Origin of the sequence: Vibrio renipiscarius (assembly GCF_000827885.1) — a bacterium.
In the GTDB taxonomy this organism is placed as follows: domain Bacteria; phylum Pseudomonadota; class Gammaproteobacteria; order Enterobacterales; family Vibrionaceae; genus Vibrio; species Vibrio renipiscarius.
The window spans coordinates 294670-312903 of sequence record NZ_JTKH01000006.1 but is presented as its reverse complement, the minus strand read 5'-3'; the positions used below and the strand labels follow the sequence as shown (position 1 = coordinate 312903).

General features: G+C 40.4%; 13 protein-coding genes. 2 read left to right on the top strand and 11 right to left on the bottom strand.

Annotated features, from left to right (window positions below; all coding sequences use genetic code 11):
* Positions 1-226 precede the first annotated feature (226 nt).
* From OJ16_RS04710 to OJ16_RS04700, 3 genes are all read right to left on the bottom strand, one after another.
* Positions 227-727 carry a hypothetical protein gene (locus tag OJ16_RS04710; RefSeq protein ID WP_040987932.1) on the bottom strand — a complete coding sequence of 167 codons (501 nt, stop codon included), beginning with the start codon at positions 725-727 and terminating at the stop codon, positions 227-229.
* A gap of 1078 nt (positions 728-1805) precedes the next feature.
* Positions 1806-2300, bottom strand: coding sequence for a YcxB family protein (locus tag OJ16_RS04705; protein ID WP_040987930.1), 495 nt, complete (start codon positions 2298-2300; stop codon positions 1806-1808).
* 143 nt (positions 2301-2443) lie between these two features.
* Positions 2444-2821, bottom strand: a complete 378-nt coding sequence (locus tag OJ16_RS04700) for a VOC family protein (RefSeq protein ID WP_040987928.1) — start codon at positions 2819-2821, stop codon at positions 2444-2446.
* A gap of 647 nt (positions 2822-3468) precedes the next feature.
* Here OJ16_RS04700 and OJ16_RS20195 point away from each other — a divergent pair.
* Together OJ16_RS20195 and ygjK are read left to right on the top strand one after the other, a co-directional pair.
* Positions 3469-3621 (top strand): IS66 family transposase, encoded by a 153-nt coding sequence (locus OJ16_RS20195; protein ID WP_330217472.1) that lies wholly within the window; start codon positions 3469-3471, stop codon positions 3619-3621.
* A gap of 670 nt (positions 3622-4291) precedes the next feature.
* Positions 4292-6964: an alpha-glucosidase gene (gene ygjK / locus OJ16_RS04695; RefSeq protein ID WP_040987926.1), complete on the top strand. Its 2673-nt coding sequence runs from the start codon at positions 4292-4294 to the stop codon at positions 6962-6964.
* Between the two features lie 40 nt (positions 6965-7004).
* Here ygjK and OJ16_RS04690 read toward each other — a convergent pair whose 3' ends face one another.
* From OJ16_RS04690 to OJ16_RS04655, 8 genes are all read right to left on the bottom strand, one after another.
* Positions 7005-7337 carry a hypothetical protein gene (locus OJ16_RS04690; protein ID WP_052810330.1) on the bottom strand — a complete coding sequence of 111 codons (333 nt, stop codon included), beginning with the start codon at positions 7335-7337 and terminating at the stop codon, positions 7005-7007.
* A gap of 341 nt (positions 7338-7678) precedes the next feature.
* Complete coding sequence (locus tag OJ16_RS04685) at positions 7679-9121, bottom strand: DUF4041 domain-containing protein (RefSeq protein WP_040987924.1); 1443 nt, start codon at positions 9119-9121, stop codon at positions 7679-7681.
* A gap of 3 nt (positions 9122-9124) precedes the next feature.
* On the bottom strand, positions 9125-9439 hold the full coding sequence (locus OJ16_RS04680; RefSeq protein WP_040987922.1) for a hypothetical protein: 315 nt from the start codon (positions 9437-9439) through the stop codon (positions 9125-9127).
* A 125-nt stretch (positions 9440-9564) separates the two neighbouring features.
* Positions 9565-11730 (bottom strand): AAA family ATPase, encoded by a 2166-nt coding sequence (locus OJ16_RS04675; RefSeq protein WP_040987920.1) that lies wholly within the window; start codon positions 11728-11730, stop codon positions 9565-9567.
* Complete coding sequence (locus tag OJ16_RS04670) at positions 11727-12164, bottom strand: VPA1267 family protein (RefSeq protein WP_040987918.1); 438 nt, start codon at positions 12162-12164, stop codon at positions 11727-11729. Before OJ16_RS04670 ends, OJ16_RS04675 begins: the two co-directional genes overlap by 4 nt.
* A gap of 68 nt (positions 12165-12232) precedes the next feature.
* Positions 12233-12907, bottom strand: a complete 675-nt coding sequence (locus OJ16_RS04665) for a hypothetical protein (RefSeq protein WP_040987916.1) — start codon at positions 12905-12907, stop codon at positions 12233-12235.
* A 6-nt stretch (positions 12908-12913) separates the two neighbouring features.
* A complete protein-coding gene (locus tag OJ16_RS04660; protein ID WP_040987914.1) occupies positions 12914-16258 on the bottom strand; it encodes a hypothetical protein in 3345 nt (1114 codons plus the stop codon).
* Positions 16255-17691, bottom strand: a complete 1437-nt coding sequence (locus OJ16_RS04655) for a tyrosine-type recombinase/integrase (protein ID WP_040987912.1) — start codon at positions 17689-17691, stop codon at positions 16255-16257. The genes OJ16_RS04660 and OJ16_RS04655 overlap by 4 nt, the downstream gene beginning before the upstream one ends.
* Positions 17692-18234: the final 543 nt, after the last annotated feature.

The window sequence follows — 18234 nt, the reverse complement described above, 5'->3', positions numbered from 1 at the left end:
GCTGGTTTTTTGTTTGCCCAGCAAAGCTGTTAGGTTGAAAGAAAACGGAATCACCCTGACTGAGGGGAAGGTAATCACATGCTAGCAGTGATCGCGCTGGCACGTCTCTGGACAGGAATGAGTTTCGGAAGATCCAGCATTAGCGATTCATGAATAACTACAGGTATGGTAAAGCTAGTGCGATGTGTAAAATCGCACTAGCTAACAAGCTTGGTTGAGGTGCGCATTAAGTGCCGCTAAGATAAATTACCACCGATACAATCACCCCGATAATAGCTACAATCACCCCGATTATCGTTATATTCAAACTACGACGCGCAATAGAAATTCCTTCATCACTACTACTTGCAACTTGTTCAACCGAAGCCTGCGTATTACCGTCACCAATCTGAAAAGCTTTTGAGTCAATCTTATAAATGTTTTTCACTATTGTTCCTCTTGGCTTTATTAAGTCCGGGTCAATAGCTATATTTGGCTTATCTGGCCCTAATATAGACTCAGGAAATGTACTTTTCATTTTGACCAATTCGATTGCATCATAGCCGCGATGAAAAGACTCCACACTCTGATTCAGTTCGACTAATGGGGATTCAATTCGACTCACACTAGAAAGGCCCATAAATTCATCGTAGTTAACGAAACTCTTATTTAATTTTTCTAGTGACTCGGTCATTCCATTAACAGTTGATAAATTGCGGAATATTTTATCTACATCGTATTTGCTCATAACTCACTCCTCCACCTCCACCAAAGCATCAATCGCTATCATAACAGAGATTTAAAGTTCGCGTTTTTAGCTAAAAATCTGGTGGTTATTATTCCTATTATGTTGAACGGACGGGTTAGCTATCAAAACAACCCTCAAATCTTCTCAAACGCTCTTAGCGAAGATTTTGGACACTTGTTCAAGGCTTTGCCTTGTGATTTTGTGACGCTTTTAGAGCGAGTTACAGAGCAAAAATCGGTATGTTCATTTGAAAAAATAACCGCACAATGATGCTCATTTTTCATACTTTGTGAACTTTGGGGGTCACATTAGCTAGATTTGCGGGAAATTCGGCTACCTACGAACATAGGCTTTTTTGACGAAACCAACAATGGGGCAATTCTGTGCTATGACGTGCCAACGGTGAAGGCTTTGGGCAGAACTTCCCCATTTAAAGAGGATTTCAATGCGCCCAAGATAAATACGACTATAGGCAAAAATGCAGGACGCATTTTTAGGTTTTCGGTGTCGGGAACGCCTAAAACCGACCGACCAACGACTACCGAACCAAAGCGCCTTTCTGATTACTCTTTGGCAAGGCAAAGAGTAATTGGGCCGCTGATGAATAAGCGAGTGACAGGTACATAAGTAATAAGCGGAACATACTTCGGGCAATTCTGTGTTATGAAGTGCCAGCTGTGAAAGTTCTGGGCAGAGCCTCCCCATTTAAAGAGAATTTCAATGCGCCCAAGATAAATACGGCTATAGGCAAAAATACAGGACGCATTTTTAGGTTTTCGGCGTCGGGAACGCCTAAAACCGACCGAACAATGACTACCGAACCAAAGCGCCTTTCTGATTACTCTTTGGCAAGGCAAAGAGTCATTGGGCCGCTGATGAATAAGCGAGTGACCGGTACATAAGTAATAAGCGGAACATACTTCGGGGCAAAAACGAGTTAGGTCTATTTACTCTCAACAATGCCTTCTATTCAGGCAAAGGCAAGATCAAAAAAAGCGAATCAATCGATTCGCCTCTTGTTTACTGAAAGCTTGATGAGTCGCTTTAAAACACAACCTTATCGCTCGCTGCAATAACGTTATTTTGATATTGATGCGGCGTGCTGCTCAACCATAAACGCGATCACTTCTTCATTTAAGCAAGATTTACTCACATATTGGCGTTGTTTACCGATATGAAAGATGAAGCCTAAATCGGTTTGCTCAAGTTGATCGATTTCACTCCAGGCGACTTTGCGGTCGATTTTACCACTTTTATAAGTCACCCCCTCAGCATTCACTTGAAGCACCACTTTATTGACACGGCTTGAGCTGATAGTTTGTCGCCATAGCCACCATGTTCGCTTGCAATAAACACTGAACGCTTCAATAACACTCAATACGATAAAGAACCAACCGACATAACCGTTAGGTAACAGCTCAAACTCTATTAAAACCACACCAAAAATAAGAAAGAGTATTCCTTTTAAATACGCGTGTGGAAACTTAGCAGGTTGACTCGTTTGATCATAACACTCGGCAAAGAAAGGCTTGTCGAGCGTATATTCTGTGGTGAAATCGAAATCTTTAGACATGTATGATTACTTCAAGGTTTCTGTGAATGGGGATTCCATATTGCGAACTTGCAACACGAGCATTGTATCGCTTCTTCGAGCTTCTCATGAACAATTAGATTCTGTTTTGTCAGTCTACACCGCGGCAACGTCAAGTAGAACGGTTATACCGCCCAATTGTCGAACATAGCCTCAATGTTATGCCCATCTGGATCGTGCACAAAGCAAGCATAATAATTCTCTGTGTACTGAGGACGAGGCCCTGGCGCACCGTTATCTTTAGCGCCAGCAAGCAGAGCGGCTTCGTAAAATTCGTGTACCTTCTGCTGACTTGGAACCCGAAAAGCAATATGAAAGCTTGTTAAAGCCCCTTTTGCCTTAGCACTGCATATCTCAAACAGAAAGCCTTTCCCTAAGTCAAAAGCCCAAAATTTGCCCGGTTCTCCAAATGCGAGTTTATAGCCTAATGGGCCAAAAGCCTCTTCATAGAACTTTTTACTTCGCTCTAAATCGCTGACGGAAAGGGTAACGTGATCAATCATATTTTTGCCTGCCATTTGGATAAGCAGAGAGATTAGCTTATTGCATTTGAACTTTAAAGCGCAGTGCGATAGAACGAATACTATAAGCTCAACCGCACAACGACAGGCCAAACCTCACATCATCGTATTAGACAAATTAGGGAAAATAGAAGCGTTAGGCCATGTGGTTATGCTACTCGAAATAAAGCAAGGAAAGGTGAATTAGCAACATTAGCTCGCCCAGTGGTGGGCTAAAAATGTGAGAAATGAAAGAATGGCGCCACCAGATCGCAAAAGCCCCGACAACTCATTGAGTTGTCGGGGCTTTCTAGAATAAATGGCACGCCCTGCAGGATTCGAACTCTTATATAAGGTTAATTTTCAACCTAATGAATGAATGAGTGAGTGACCAACTCTTCCACACCTTGATATAACTTAGCTTCATGGGTATTAATGTGATCAATTTTCTTGAACTTGACAATTGCACCACTGGTGCAATTGTCAAGTTAACATCATACCATTTCTCAAATTTGCTATAACGACTTGAAAATTCAACCTCAACATACACAATGCGAATAAATATTTACCATACCAAACAAACCAATTCGTGAATATTTATTCATTTTACTAAGCACTCAGTAAAGATGCAGCCTTCTTCCAAGTAAACAGTGGCAGGAATCAACATACCGCTAAGCGACTTCTCGGTGAAGGCTATCCCACATATTTCAGTCACAGACCAATACTCCGCCTATAAATATATCGATGAATCTAATCGGCAACTCTGCTGGGCACACATCTTAAGAAACGTCATTGCAATCTAAGAAAGCGTTTCACCTGAAAATCAAAAAAACGGCGGAAAGCTCGCATTAATCGCTCACAGCGTATTCAGGTGCCATCATCGGTATATGGAAAGTAAAATAACAGACACTCTGTATGTTCGGCTACTCAGGCAGTTAAGGAAAAGCTGGCTTCACTGGCTCAAATTAGGCAGTTATCAATACTCGACACGATATCTAAATCGTTATCGCAAGTTATACCTATCCCTGAGATGCCCATTAGCCTATATGTATAAAAATATATATTTTTACACATTCAATATTAGAATTTAATCACGAACTTATGTGCGTTAATCTATTAAAACATAAAAACAATCACTCAAATGAAAGCTTACATCTCACTCAAGGTGCTCACCACAATTTAACAATTTAACAATTTAACAATTTAACAATTTAACAATTTAACAACACAAATTTGCGAGTCACAAATATTTACATCTGTAATTTATTTTCGAGTTCAATTTTGTGACAAACACCTATATCTAAATTATAAAGCAAACATATAATGCAAACGCCTCAAAACGGCACATACTAAATTAACTTGATTCAATCCCCCCAACGAATCAAAAACTAAATATGTAACCACTATATTTTCTGTTCAATATAGTCACATTTGATCATGGCTATCATCTAAGCTATTAAACGGAATAACTAAATGAAAATGAAAAAAACAATTTGTGCATTATCGGTTGGTTTTGCTATTGCACTTTCAGGTTGCAACTCAGAGGATTCACATTCTCAAAAAAATGTTTTAATCCCTGAATCAGATCTAAAAGCCTCTGAATTCAAAAATACTATTGATCGTTCAGGCAATCCTACTGCTTTTCGTGATTTAGCACATAGCCATCTTGAATATATTCCAATGTTCGACAATGGTTCATGGCATGGTCACACTCTTGACACCACGAAAGATGGTTCAATTGCACTTGGTTCTGTTTCTCTTCTAACTGAAGAATATCCACATTACATGGCTTCACGTTTTGACGCACTTACATTAGCAGCAAACGGCGAACCTGTTAAAATGATGCTAACAGAAGCGTATTCAATCGCGGGGGCTTTGATTCAAAAATATGTTGGGGACGAAGGTCTAGCAGCACAGCTAACAATGCGTTTTGTTGAAGAACGTACTTCAGTTGTTAACATTACTATCGAGAATCCAAATAATCTTGAGCTAAGTGCGACTTGGAGTGGTTCTCTAATGGACAACTATTACAAGAACGAAGATGGTTATAACAAAAATAAAGACGGTTCAGTAAAAACTGTTATTGAAGCATATCCAACTTATGATCGTTCGATTATAGAAACGAAAGACGGCATTGAAGTTTCATTCGGTGCGGTTCGTAATTCTTGGTCATTGCTAACTTCAGGTGATTCTAAATTCCGCGTCACTCGTTCTGTGTCTCACGATGGTGAAACTAAGATCGTTCCTAACGCAAAAACTGGTTCATCTTCTTACTCTCAGTATGCAGACCTTGGTAGCGACTCAACAGTTGTGATCAACACTGCATTCACGCACGTTCAAGATAAAGCCGAACAAGAACGCGAATACGCTAAGCTAACTGAGTTGATGCAAGATCCAATTCAAGCTATGAATAAATCAGCATTACGTTGGGAAACATATCTTGATAAAGCTTTGACTAACGACAAAGCGACTGATGAACAAGAGTTCGTAGCTGTGAAAGCTATTGAAACTCTTCACTCTAACTGGCGCGGTGCAGCAGGCGCAATCGCCCATAGCACTGTTACCCCATCTGTTACTGCACCTTACTTCTCAGGTAACATGACTTGGCCGTGGGATACTTGGAAACAAGCTTACGCACTGGCTCACTTCAACCCTGACCTAGCTATGGAAAACATTCGCACTGTATTCCAGTATCAAGTACAAGCTGATGACGTTGTTCGTCCTTGGGATAAAGGTTATCTTCTTGACGTTGTTACATACAACATGCCAGAAGAACGCTGGAATGCTCAGTCTGATGAATACAAAGAAAATCACCCACTTGCTACTAACGGTCTAAACTGGAACGAACGTAACACTAAACCTTCACTTGCGGCATGGGCAGTAATTGAAGTTTACAATGCGCTTGTAACTGAACACAGCCGTGAAGAAGAAGCAAAAGCGTGGTTAGAAGAAATGTATCCTAAGTTGGTTGCTTATCACGATTGGTGGAAAAACAATCGCGATACAAACCACAATGGCATCCCTGAATACGGCGCAGCTAAAGACCCGATTCATACTATCATGGGTGATGAAATCGGTTCCAGTGAATACTTAGGTGATACATCTAAAGATGCTATGAAGTTCGGTGTTAAAACTGACGCAGGCACTACATGGATCGGTGGTATTGATGAATACAACCAAGTTCTCGACGAAGGTCATGCAACTCCTGCTAACATGAATATTCCTGTTAAAACGGCAGCGGGTTGGGAATCTGGTCGTGATAACGCTTCAGCATACGGCTTCATCTACGATGAGCAGTTGCAAGACTACGCTGACAAATATCACGGCGGTGACTTAACAGCAGCTTCTAAAGACTGGGAACTACGTGTAACTGAAGTTCGCGATCCTAGTACAAAAGAACTAAACGGCTACACAATCGATCAAGAATCGGTTGACCAAGCTTCATACTGGTATTCTGATAACCTGTATCTAGCAGAAATCGCAAAGATTCTAGGTAAGAAAGACGAAGCTAAACACTATACCGATTTTGCAGCATACACAGCGAACTACATTAACGAATGTATGTTCTACGATGCTAAAGGTGGCGACGACAAGTACAATGCTTCTGGTTTCTTCTACGACATCAAGATTGAAAACGTAGTTCCTGTGGTCACTGAGTTCAACAACGAAACGCCTATCAACTGTGCTGGTAAACCAATTGTTGAACGTGGTAAAGGTTCTGAGGGCTGGTCCCCGTTGTTTAACAAAGCAGCAACTCAAGTAAATGCTGATGCAGTTAAGAAACACATGGTTGACGGTGAATTCAGCTTCACAATGACACCTGAATTTGAGACCGATATTGCTTTAAAGATTCCTCTAGGTACAGCAGGTACATACAACCCTGCTTACGGTGGTGACATTTACTGGCGTGGCCGTGTATGGCTAGATCAGTTCTACTTCGGCGTTCGCGGCCTAGACAACTACGGCTACAATGAAGAAGCTAAAGCAATTGTTGATAAGCTATTCGCAAATGCTGAAGGACTAACGAAAACTACTCCAATTCAGGAAAACTACAATCCTGAAACTGGTGAAGTAATGGGAGCTAACAACTTCTCGTGGTCAGCTGCTCACTTGTATATGCTTTACAACGGTTTTGTTGGGAAGTAAGTAATAAATAAAAAAAGCCGTATAATACGGCTTTTTTTATTCACTTTAAAACTAAATTAATCAAAGTAAAATCATAATTAGTTATTACAAGATCTGAATATTCTTCGGTTTTGTTTTTCCAATGATTTGGGTCTTCTCGCCATAGATTTTGAAATTTCCCAGATTCTTCTTTATAACAGTGTGGACAAGGATGGTGTTTGCACATGAAATGAGATTTAGGCGTTTGCAAGAAGAAACTTTGTTCCCTATGCTTATTACATATCAATTTAACACTAGTTCTTTGATTAATATATTCCACTAAAGAATAATCTAGCCTATCTCCCCACATACCAATCGACTTATTAATAAAAGCTTCAAGTTTACTATTCTTCATTACTAACGCAGCCAATCTAAAAACACAACTCTGTAATATTATTGCAAACTACGGAATAACGTCAATTTATACCCGCATCATTGCCGATGGATTCTTAATTAAGTCATCGGATCCAATGACAGCAGAGCCAGCTATTTCTTTCATAATTACCCTACAGCCACTTATCTTATAGGCCAAACTCGAAAAGTTATTGGGGGAGACCTTTATTTTTTACCTTCATTAATTAAAGTCTTGCGATAGTCTGGTATGGGATCTGTTCTTTAACTATGCTCAATGCGCTTTGGGCAGAATTGAGCTAGCCAAGGAAGCTAGCTCAATAATCAGCGGTAAATGAAAACAACTTATGCTGCTTCACTTAATCTTAAGCTTTCATAGTAATCTTCAGCCAGAGCAGTCATTTTAAAGTCCGCTTCTATGCCAGCTAACTTTTCTACGGCTTCTTGAATAGATGCTAGATCGACGTTAAAGAACTCTTTGCGAAGGTTTACTGCGTTTACACGTTTTGAATTGAATTCGCGGTGTAGCGCTGTTTCAAGAGCTGGGGCATCATCAGTATAAATCATAGCATGTACGTCAAATGGGAATGGTACACTTGCATCGCCTAGTTCTTTAACCCTGTCCATTGGCTCTAGACGGCGAGTAAGCCCGATCTTGTAAACATCCTCTCCAAACGAACCAATATTACTAATGACGTAAACATGCCCTTTACGGGTTTGCTCTGCCATACTCTTAGCTCGTTCTTCTTTCGCTTCTGCTTCAGCGAGTTGCTGCTCAAGAATTGCTATACGTTGCTCCATTTCTGAGCGATCCTGCTCAGTAGCCTTAGCAAGTTCTTGCTGTGCTTTATCAAGAAGATTACGGTACATTTTTTCTTCTTTTTCTGCATCGGCAATCGCTTTCTCAAACTCTTTAATAGCTCGCTGTTCTTCACGGATCTGTTCTTTGATAAGCTTCTGCTCAGCAACCTCTTCTTGCTTTTTGAGTGTGTATTGATATTGAAGCTTACATTCTTCGAACTTAAGTTCGATATAATCTATATCAAATCCACACTCTAAGGTCGCGGCTGACTTCTCTAATGTATTGGCAAGCTTTTCTATACGTTCTAGAGTTCGTCCAAACGAACTCGGCGACACTTTACCGATAAGAAGATCACATTCAATATTAAAAGCAGTAAGCATGAGCTTAACCTGACCATTTAGAATTTTATTATTGAATGACTTGTCGTTAGATATCACCGTCGACTCAGGGAAAGTGATCGCTGTTTTATCTTTGATCATGTCTTTTTGTTGTTGCCTAACGTCCTTGATCTCTTCTGCGAATCGAGTAGATGTTTCGTAAAGGTACTGCGGCATTTCAAAGTGACCATGAGCAGTATACTCATCAAGCCTTGAATATAAATCGAGATCTCCCATTAACTCTTCTAGATCAAGCTCACCTTTTTCAATGCTTGAGTTGAGTTCATCTAATCTTGATTTGGTTGACTCTAAGGTCATTTGCTGCTCTTGAATACTTTGTTTTAGTGTATCATCTTGTCCTTTCAAAGCTTGAAGCTCGGCTGTTTCCTCATTAATTTTATCTAGATCTCGCTTTGCGGTTTCATTGGCAGCGATTATTGTTTCTCGGCTTAGACACGCAGAGTCATATTCCTCTTTTGTCTTTGCTAGTGCTTCATCTAGCGACTTATATTGCTCGATTTTCTTATCGGCTGAGCGTTTTGTTAAAATATAAGTTAATACGACAGCTACTAATGATAAGCCTGCCAACATCAGTAAATTATTATCCATTGATTACTTTAGAACCTCTTGTATGAATTGCTTCCTAAGAGCGGCTCGCTCTTCACACCGCTCTTGGTATTCTTCTGCGGCGTTAGCTATGGCATCTTTAAAAGCTTGCTTTGCTGCTGACTTCTTTAGTCTTACTTGTCTCTGTAATTCGCGCTGAGCTTCTCGCACCTCTCTCTCGTGCTCTCTCATTGCCTGAGCATGCGCTCGCTCACGAGCTTTTTGCCTGCGCAGGGATTCACGAGCAGCCTGTTTGTTAGCTCTATCTATTGCTTTAACAACCTTTATCGCCGTTCGTAAACCACTACCTCGTCTAGCCAATGGTTTCTCCTTTAAAGTAGTGTAATGCTGACTTTTTGGATGTTAGCACAATCAACTACTTGTAACTGGTGACCATATCAAATAGATGGCATATTTTTTTTGAAAAATCAATTTGTTTGAAATACCTACTGCAAAAGCACTTTCAAGTAGCTATTTCGCTTATGAGAATGACTAAGATCTTCGGTAATTTGCTTCATGTCATCACTACTGCCAACAATATGAATTTCTCTTTCTGCTCTGGTAATTGCCGTATAGAGCCAAGCCCTATCTACAATTCTTCCTTTTTGCAGGGCAATAATGATGCGTGGAAACTGTGAGCCTTGGGCTTTGTGCAGTGTGATTGCATACCCCAACTCCATACAGTCGAGCACTGATTGTTTTATATCGACCTTTTCACCTGTATCTAGTGTCACTTCACCGTAACTGCCATCAGAAGGTTTGACGCTAGTGAGTGTGCCAAGAGACCCATTCTGAATACCTTTGTCGTAATGATTTTGTGTAAATAGCACAGCATCATTACGACGGATAGGTAGAAAGAATTTGTCGCCATTGATTTCGAATTCAAGACTGTCGCTGCTTGAGTTGACCGCTTGTTGGATGAGTTTATTGATTTCTGATACCAATGCTTTTGTTGGAGCCATAACACGACTATTTGCAGGAGATTCTTGGTAAAGCTCGCTACATACTTTTGGAATGTCTGTTTTACTGGTTTCGTGAAAGTGTATTGCGCTCGTACTTAACTGTTTAGGCATCACACCTTGATTGATGAACTTTGAGTATTCAGGAATGCCTGTTGAGCCTTCTTGCCTTTTGACTATATCTAGCATGGTATTGGCGACCGTTTTGGCTTCTACGATATCTGCAAGCACCTTACCACAGCCTATCGGTGGGAGTTGTTCAGGATCACCAGTGAATATCATTCGTACAGAAGGGTGAATGTGATTAACAAGACGATACATGGTCGGTAGATCAATCATACTCGCTTCATCAATTACTAGTAGATGGTTTGGTTTATCTACACTTGGTTCTATGGGTTCTTCACGCAGCAGTTTAGCAATAGTTGAAGTAATAAAGCCGATTGATTCATGAAGCCTCATTGCAGCACGACCACTGAGCGCCACAGCGTGTATTTCAAATCCGAGTTGATGGTAAGCTCTGAGAGCAGTTCTTAGTACAGTTGTCTTGCCTGTTCCAGCTCCGCCTGTGATACAACTTACGGAATGATCCAGGCATGTTGTTACAGCTTCGATTTGTTTACGAGTTAGGTCGTAGGGAAGCTCGGCAGCCGCCGAGCAATAAGCAATATTAGCCTTTTCATCATACAAGCCATTTCGTTTAATCAGTATGCTAAGTCGTTTAGCAACAACGCTTTCCATCAGAAGTTGCGCCGTGGGATGGTAAGCCCCTGTATCGGGGTTTAAAATGTACTGAGCTTTATCATGACCTGATTGGAACGCCTGAGTGACCAGTGCTTTGTCTTGCAGTAACTTAACGAGATAAGGGCACACATTAGCATGAGTAGTATAGGTATGACCTTTTTCAATCTCCTTTCGAATCGCCATTTCCAATGCTGCGCTGAGCCTTCTTGGGTCATCCTGCGCCACATCGGTCTGAAAGGGCGTTTTCTTGATAATATCTTCAATATCATTAAACGAAAGACCAAAGCCCATCAGAGCGTAAGGATTATCCTTGATAACATCAATGGAGGCTCCGCCATGATACTTGAGTAGCCGTTGTTGCACACTGGCGGGGATGTTGTGCTCACTCATCCAGTTGCAATGTGCCAAATTTTTGTATTTGGCGTACCCCTTAAAGAGCGCATCTACTGAATCTTCACTCAGAATCGATGTCAGACGCTTTCTGGATTCAGTCGTGTCATTTGTTAATGTGGAATGCAGGTCTTTACCTAAAAGCGACCAGAGCGCCCTAGCTTTGCTTTCGCCAATACCTTTGAAGTCTTTTTCTCTGGCGATAAAGCGTATCAGTTGCTCACCAGTTTCAGGTAAAGTGCATTCAACATGTTTAGGTGATTCATAAGTGTGCTGCTGCATTACATAATCACCCACCTCCACATTTTTTATCTGGAGAGCGCCTTTAACTGACCAATGCTGGCCTAATGTAGGGAGCACAGGAAGGCTATCAGGGTCGGCTTTGATTGTGACGTAATACTTCCCGCTATTAGTTTTATAAGAGTCCTTCGCCAGCGGCACACCACTGAATATCACTAGTTTATTCGTGCGATAAGGGATGCTGGTGACACGCATCTGGTCTTGATAGAAAGTGACATTCATCGTGGCATCAACCCTATTTCGGATAAGGTTTCTGACAACTCACCGAAGCGCTCAAGTCGTTTTTCAAGTTCCTTGATCTTGGCTTTCAGTTCAATATTCTCAGCCTCTAATGAAGACAGACGCTTAGAGTCTAGTAACTTACGATTAGCCGAATTGTCGTAGACATTGGGGTTATCCGCATTCTCTTTAGCGAAATCCGTCAAATCTGGCAAAACACCTCGGTCACGCAGTTCATTTTCTAGCTCTTTGAGTGCATTTTTAAGAGCAGGATTTTGGTTTAAAGCAGATTTACCACAACCGATACCCTTTGCCACTTCGATACGATTAAGCTGACCTCTGAACACGATTTGTTTTAAGTCATCGTCCGTCTGTGTGGCTTTCCAGACCTCAAAAGCCTCTAGATTTTGCTGCGCTTTCTGCTGACCATTTGCCATAAGTATTAGCTCCTATGGGCACTGTAAATGTTTAACAAAAGTATAGTTTTTTGTACCTAGTTTGATATTTACTCTGAACCATATAGTAGAAAGTATCTCTCTAAGTTACCTTTGTGGAACATGACTTCATTACTAGCGACCGTATCTTTAAACTGTCCATTATCGACAACGTATGATTTGTGAGAGTCCAACATTATTTGGTTCAACGTCTTGCACGCCAAATCAAGCTGGCGGCTAAGTTGTTCTAGCTGTTTTGTTTGCTCCTCAATGATCAACTTAGCCTTGGTGAGTTCGCTCTTGTTATATGTCGATGCCTTAGGTGGTGCTATTGTAGACAAACTTTTGCTTTTCTCCTGATGCAATTCGATAAGCACGGTTTCAATTTCAGACTCTTTCTCGCCCAACTCACGATTCCTATCTTTAATAAGAGCCTCAAGTTCTTCAATTTTTTTTGTTTGTCGCCTTAACTTTAAGTCTCTTGCTACATTGTTAGCCACTTCATTTGAACTAGCCTTTTTTCCTACATAATTATCAATTAACTCTTTATATTTTGATCCCTTACGCCTCAATGTAGAGCTATCTATACGCTCACCTTTTTCAGTCATCTTTTCCGCAATGAACTCCGAAAGTTTTCTAGCGGATTTAAAGCTAGCATGGGATCTCGCAAGACCTGAGAGGATTTCTTTAACCATATCAGTTCTACGATTAGCCGTTTCCACTTTTACATCAATTAAACCAGCCATAAAGCCTCATCCCTCTGTAAGCAAAAGCATCTTCATTTTGTCTTCATTGCTTATGCCTCGAATTTCAGTTTTAAGATTAAACAATTGAGCAAGGTATTCAATATCAGTTAGCTCGTCTGCTTCATCCCATCCATCCTTAGATAGCACTTGGACTTTCCTTCTCAATCTTGCCGCTTGATTAGATAAGGTTTGCGTTTGAAGTGTAGGGACTCCTTCCGTTTCTTTCAGTCGTAAAAATAGCTTTGCCTGATCGCTTGCATCTATTGGCTTAATTTCATGCATTAGCTCCAAGCCTTCGTCCGAAACATAATATGAATTTTTGCCATTATTAGATTGGTCCGCGATATCCTTTCGTGCTAACCAATACGAAGCTTCAACAACATACTGAGTCTTCTGTCGTTCCAGTTCTTCGACTTCAATTTCATACATTGTGTCTTTAAAGTGATCCAACTTTATGTTGATGCTTTTAATGTCATCGCACAAAGCACGGATGGTAGCGGCGATCGCTGGGAGATGGTTATTAGTAACTACCGCCAAAGGACAAACGTAACAATGCTTCTCTCCAATTTCCGTAACAACCTTTTTCGGACATTTTCCACCGATTGGGCAGATGTGTGTGCGGAAATAAGCAATGTTGCTGTGATAAGCCGCCCCTAACTCAGCTAATCCGTTAAGCGGCTTTTCGTCACCTTCAGGCGATGTGAAATTGACGGACTGTGCGTTATATTTACTGATAGTAGACTGAGGCGAATTGTTAAGATCACTTTCAAAGCTCTCCTGATTAATTTGAGACTCAGACACCGTAACTAAAGCAGCATCCTCTCTAGAGGCTGCCACAAGGTACGCAACTTGATTAATAAAATCTCTAGATGCACTATCTGGCAACAACTTTGTGTAGTAGCCGACGGTAGATTCTGTTTGGCCAGTCAATAGTTTACCAACTACCTTTGCGCCAACAATTGGCGCAAACACACTATCAGTCATCGTACGTAATGAGTGTGGAGTAACTAACGTCTTCTTTTCCAATGGTATAAATTTCACCAATTCAGGATCTAGAAGATACTTAACTGATATTTCGCAAGGTTTCGTGTCAATATCCCCATGCTCTCGTAAGTAAACGAATTCATCGAGAGCATAATGCAACTGAGGGGCATATATTGTTGTTGGTTCAAAACTTACGTTATTTCTAATTAAAAAACTCTCGTATTCATTAATTATCGCAGAGAAACAGTGCGGTACAGAATTATCAGCGTGATAATCCTTAATTTGGAATATAGGGCAGATATCTCCCCATTTTGAATCCTCACTATTATTGTAAGGCACTGCTTCTGTTAGTTTTTTGTTGGATTTAGCTGCAAACTGTTTTATTTCAACAACTTTCTTTAATAGCGTCACCACTTCATTAGGAACCAAAACCTTATATGGTTTGGTTTTCGTTTTATCTGTCGATACCACGATCTCCTGATATTCAGCGCCTTCCACAACATAAGAGAAACAATCTCGTTCATCTAACCAGAGAGCGTTAGATCTTCTAAGTCCAGAGTGCAAAAACAGCGTTATCATTGCCCATGGAATGTGATTATTTATATAAATACTAGTGTCTTTAACACCGTTTGTGTAAATAACGCTGTCGTCTTTGGTAAGTTTTACCCTCGTTATTGACTCTAGCGACACTCGACCAATAACCATGGCTTTTTGATCGCCACCATCGATGTTAATCGCTTCAGGGACATAAATTGATTGTTGGCAGTTTTCACCATTCTTCAATGCGTTAAGAACGTCATCCAGTATCCGATGGGTAACTGCCATTGCATATGAGCGCAATCCCAACCAATAAGTGAGACTGAAAACGTATTTCCTGTTTTTGGTATACCTTTTGCCAACCTTTTCTTTTGCTTTACCAGATAAAGGGTTTCTGAATTTTCCAACAATGCCTGAGTCCAACTCTGTCAGATAATCAAAAAAGGCATTGATCACAACCAATGCATCCCTGCCGCTATTGTTACCTTCGGTGTTGGCTTTACTAGCCGCACCTGTCATATCGTAGACAAATTGTTGTATAGATACAGGATACTGAAAATTATTTACAAATTTATCAGAATTTTGCAGTTCGAAAACGTTACTTCTCTGCACATACAAACTATGTATAAATTCACTTGGAGTTTCAGGATAAGTGAATTTCCCCGAAAGCCCAGACTTAAAATACGATGGTAGATAAGAAAAGAGGTATTTGTTGAATATACTCAAACGAGTGTTCTTCTGCTTCTTAGTTCCAGCTTCAACTGAAGAAGCTCGAATATAATCTTGTTGCGCTGCAATCCAAATATTGCTTTGGTCAAGATTATCAGCGAAAAAGTTAAAATCACTACCGCCAGAATCAGACCAGTATCCATAGTCAACTATGGTATTCTTATCTCGTCTAGAAACTACAATCTCTTCAGCATTCTGGACATATTCCCCGATAAAGGTGCGAGCAAGCTTGTTTTTAGCTGGGTGGGTTTTTACTGAAGATGACACGGCCTTTTTGATATTGTCCTTCGGAGTACGTTTAAATTCGTCGTGAAATTTGGCATCAACGATAAGTCCGCATTCAACTAGGAAATCAATTGCAAACCTAAGATTATATCCAGGCGGCGTACCATTGTAATACTCAAGGAGATCAGTGTGATAATCCAAAAGAATTTCCGTATTAAGTTCACTTAGATCAGTTATTCCATTCGAGATGATAACATCTGCCAGCCTTTTAAAAGACTGATTAATCGTATCTGTACCGACACCTTTAGTATAAGCAGAATAGTGGGTAATAATTGAGGCGCTTCCGATATGTTCCCCAAGTTTATTAAAGCGATTATTAGTCGCACCTAACCACAAATCATTAGCTATTACAGGCATGAAGAGCCTTAGCTTTGTGGTAGCAATCCGCTCTGCGACAATTAGTGCTTTGGGGTGGGAGCCAAACATATGATTTAGCCTAATTACCTTATTCAAAGCCAAAAAACTCAAAAACAAGCGCATATTATGCAATCGGTTATAAATATCATTGACTTTAGGCTTTGATTCCCATGGAATTAACTCGTCGAGTACATCCATGCACCTCCCGATACTGTCGCCTCGGGATTCCTTTATAACAAGTTCTTCGCAGCGAATTAAAAAGAACTTAATTTCGTCAAGTTGCTTGGTTGACTCTCTGTTTAATGCTGAAAGAAGAAGGTCTGAACCGTCATTAGCCCCCCTATAATTTGTCTGATATTCAGGTGGGTAAGCCTCTTTACAATATTCTTTAATCTTAGACTTAAATTCAACTAGGAGAGACTTAAAGCTAACCCGAGTAAAGGTTTCTAGAAAAATCATATATCGTGAACCTGATTTGTTATTGAGATAAAGTTTTGCTCGCGTCCAGATTGAATTGCTTTCAGTATCACTTCATTCATCTTTTGCGTGTCCTTGCGCACTTTTTCAATGTCAATGCGCGAGGTGTAAATCTTTGTGCTCTTTGATTCTGCGTGTCTCATAAAATATTGGACTTCCAGAAGCGAGTAGCCGTTACCACCTATAGGGTTAGGGGCGTAATTGATCATGAAATCACCGAAGTAGTGACGCATTGAATGAGTGCCAAGTGAATCAAACCTTGGATCTGTATTTAAGCTAGCTCTCTCAAGGTTTGAATCCCACGCTTCCTTGATAGTGCTCTTTGCAGAACGATAGTAGGGTTGATATTCGAATAGACCAGTCTGCTTATTTTTTGTGGATCGACTTTGTAAAAAGACATACTCAGAGTTTGACTCTGGTCTTTCTTGATCTAAATAGTTTGTTAATTCTTCAAAGAAAAATGATTTAAAAGGTTCTATAAAAGTCACCTGAAAGTGTTCTACAGACTTACCACTTTTTGATTTATAATCAACAAGTTCAAGGTAACTAATTATACCTTCATCGTGTAATTTAACTTCTTCATTGATTACATCCAAATCACAAAACCGTACCTTGGCAGCCTCAGAGATTCTTAACCCTCCACCGAAGCAGAGTGCATATAAACATTTGTCACGATGAGTTTTGGTGTTCAGGAGAAATTTCCCTATGGCATCCATTGGAAAGTGTTTAGGTTCCTCGCTTTTGGTCTCACTGGGCAGTTTGAAAAAGTTTTTAATTTTCGAGACCCTAGCTCCGCCCGAAATACAACCAGCTAAGTACGAGTTCTCAATTAGCGCTTTACGCTGACTTGGTTGTATCTCTTTTACCATACCCAGTTCTTCACCAACGGCAGTAAATGGCTGATCTACATTAATAAGTCCATCCATCTTTCTCTGCTGCACTATGCTGTATTCAAGGGCATTTGATGCAGTTACAAAATCACACATACTTGAAATCATACGTTTAGCTGATGTTCTACTCAGAGGGGTTGAATCAAGATTTATAGCGCACACTCTAGCAAGTGGGTTTTCTGAGTTTTTTCCATCCATAAGAAAAGAAGGATAAGCTTTAAAAATATTATTCAGGGTGGTTCTTAAATGAAAAGCAGAGGAGTAATGACGTTTTTTCGTAAGCTCTTCCTTAAACGCCTGTGTGTGGAGGACATTTGATGCTTCAATGAAGAAATCATAGAACTTCGCTAAATCTGAAGCTTTCGCTTTGACGGTGTTGTATGGCTGGTTGTTCAATATCAGATTATTTATATGCTCTTCAAGCTCCACAATTGAACCTGTGGTTTTCGAAACAAATGAATAAAAAATCACACCGCCTGGTGTGGTGAGTTCCCTTTTTACAACATTTTTTGTTTTTCTAACCATCTTCCCATTGCACCACTAAATTAACCTCAACTTATGTATATCCTACAATAGAAAAACCAATGGTGGTGCAATGATGGTGCAATGATGGCTGTTTTTTTACACAGTTTGTGATCTAAATACAAGGAATAGGTTTTCGGTCGAAAGAAAATGCAAAAAAGCCAGTACCTAAATTAATAGATACTGGCTCTTAAAAGTGGCACGCCCTGTAGGATTCGAACCTACGACCACATCCTTCGTCACACTATAGCTTTCGCTACCACCTATTAAGGCTTCGTGCGCTGGACTATACCTTTACCATAGCTTTGCAAGCGTTAGGTAGATGCCGTCTAGTCTCTACACCTTCCCAAAATTACTGGGCTTGGCTCGGGATTGCCAACTCGTTAAAGTAAGGTTTCCCCGAATTTGACATCTTACACTCTTATCGTTTCCAAAAAGAGGCCCAATCTGAACGCTAGAAAAATCTAGCCAATTAGAAGGGACGTGCTCTATCCAACTGAGCTAAGGGCGCTTTATTTTGTTTCTCAACTATATCTAGCTAAAAAA